Raw genomic sequence first — 1,695 nt, forward strand, 5'->3', positions numbered from 1 at the left:
TCCCCGCCGTCGGCGGCCACCGCCACCTCGAAGTGCCGGGCGACCAGGTTGATCCGGAGCGCGCGCAGGATCTGGGGCTCGTCGTCGACGACGAGGACGCGGATCATGGACTTTCCACGGAGGCTGGCGGGTCAGACGACCGTGAGGTGATGGGCAGTGTCAGTCTCATGGTGAGACCTCCGCCGGGGGTCTCCTCCGGCGTCAGGGAGCCGCTCATCGCCTCGGCCAGCCCCCGGGACAGGGCGAGGCCCAGGCCGACACCGGTGTGGTTGTCGCGGTCACCGAGCCGCTGGAAGGGCATGAAGACCCGATCGTGCGCCTCACCCGGAATACCCGGACCCCGATCGACCACCCGGACCTCCACCTGATCGCCATGCCAGCTGGCGGTGACGAGGACCTCGCACCCCGGCGGGCTGTAGCGGATCGCGTTGGACATCAGATTGACCAGGATCCGCTCGACCAGCGCCGGATCCGCGACAACCTCCGGCAGATCCGGGGGAACATCCGTCTCGACCCGGCCTTCGAGAGGGCCGAGATCGTCGATCGCCCTCGGCACGATCTCCTCCAGTGCCGTCGGCTGCGCCACCAGCCCGAGCACCCCGGCCTGCAGGCGGCTCATGTCGAGCAGGTTGGCGACCAGCCGGTCCAGCTTGACCAGCGACTCGTCTGCGGTGGCCAGCAACTCCTTGCGATCCTCCACCGACCAGTCGATGTCGGTGTTGAGCAGGCTCTCCACCGCGGCCTTGGCCGAGGCGAGGGGGGTGCGCAGGTCGTGGCTGACCGCGGCGAGCAGGGCGGTGCGCATCCGGTCGGCCTCGGCCAGCGGCCTGGCCTGCCCTATCTCCTCCTCCAGCCGACTCTGGCGGAGGGCGACCGCGGCCTCGGCGGCGAACGCCTCCAGCACCCGGCGGTCCGACGCCTCCAGCAACCTGCCCCCCACAGCGAGCACCAGCTGCTCGTCGATCACCACATCCGCGCTGCCCGCGCCGGGGTGAATACAGGGGGTGCCGCCCGCGGTGGCCACGATCCGCCACGCGGCGGGATCGGACTGGTCGTCCGGACCGGGCTCACCGATCCGCTCCAGCAACGTCACCGAGGTCAGGCCGAAGGTCTCCCGCAACCGCGACAACAGCGACGGCAGCGCGGCCTCACCCCGCAGCACGTGACCGGCCAGCGTGGACAGCACCTCGGCGTCCGCACCGGCCCTGGCCGCCTCCCGGGTACGGCGCGCGGCCACGTCCACCACCGCGCTGACCATGACGGCCACCAGCACGTAGATCCCCAGGGCGAAGAGGTTCTCCGGGTCGGCGACGGTGAACCTGTCCAGTGGCGGGGTGAAGAAGTAGTTGAGCAGCAGGAAGCCGAGCACCGCGGCGGTGACGGCGGGCCACATGCCGCCGACCAGCGCGACCCCGACGACCATGACCAGGAAGAGCAGGATCTCGATGGGGAGGTTGATGTCGTCGCGGATGGGATGGAGGGCCGCGGTCAGGAGCGGCAGTCCCAGGGCCGCGAGGACCCAGCCGGCGACGCGGCGGCCTCGGGTGAGCACGGCCCTGGATCGGGTGGGGCTCCGCCCCTTCTTCACCTCGGCATGGGTGATCATGTGGACGTCGATCGACCCCGACAACGCCGTCGTGGTCACCCCCACCCCCCGCGAGAACACCTGCGCGAACCGCCCCCGCCGAGACGCCC

General features: G+C 71.2%; 1 protein-coding gene and 1 pseudogene. Both read right to left on the bottom strand.

Annotation, left to right across the window (positions count from 1 at the left end):
* Positions 1-107 (bottom strand): annotated as a pseudogene (locus ABZ194_RS30270) (DNA-binding response regulator); the annotation flags it as partial.
* On the bottom strand, positions 104-1,695 hold a 1,592-nt coding region (locus ABZ194_RS30275; RefSeq protein WP_355600431.1), incomplete at its 5' end, for a DUF4118 domain-containing protein. The gene ABZ194_RS30275 and the pseudogene ABZ194_RS30270, both read right to left, overlap by 4 nt.

The sequence above is a fragment of the Streptosporangium sp. NPDC006007 genome (genome assembly GCF_040614315.1).
In the GTDB taxonomy this organism is placed as follows: domain Bacteria; phylum Actinomycetota; class Actinomycetes; order Streptosporangiales; family Streptosporangiaceae; genus Streptosporangium.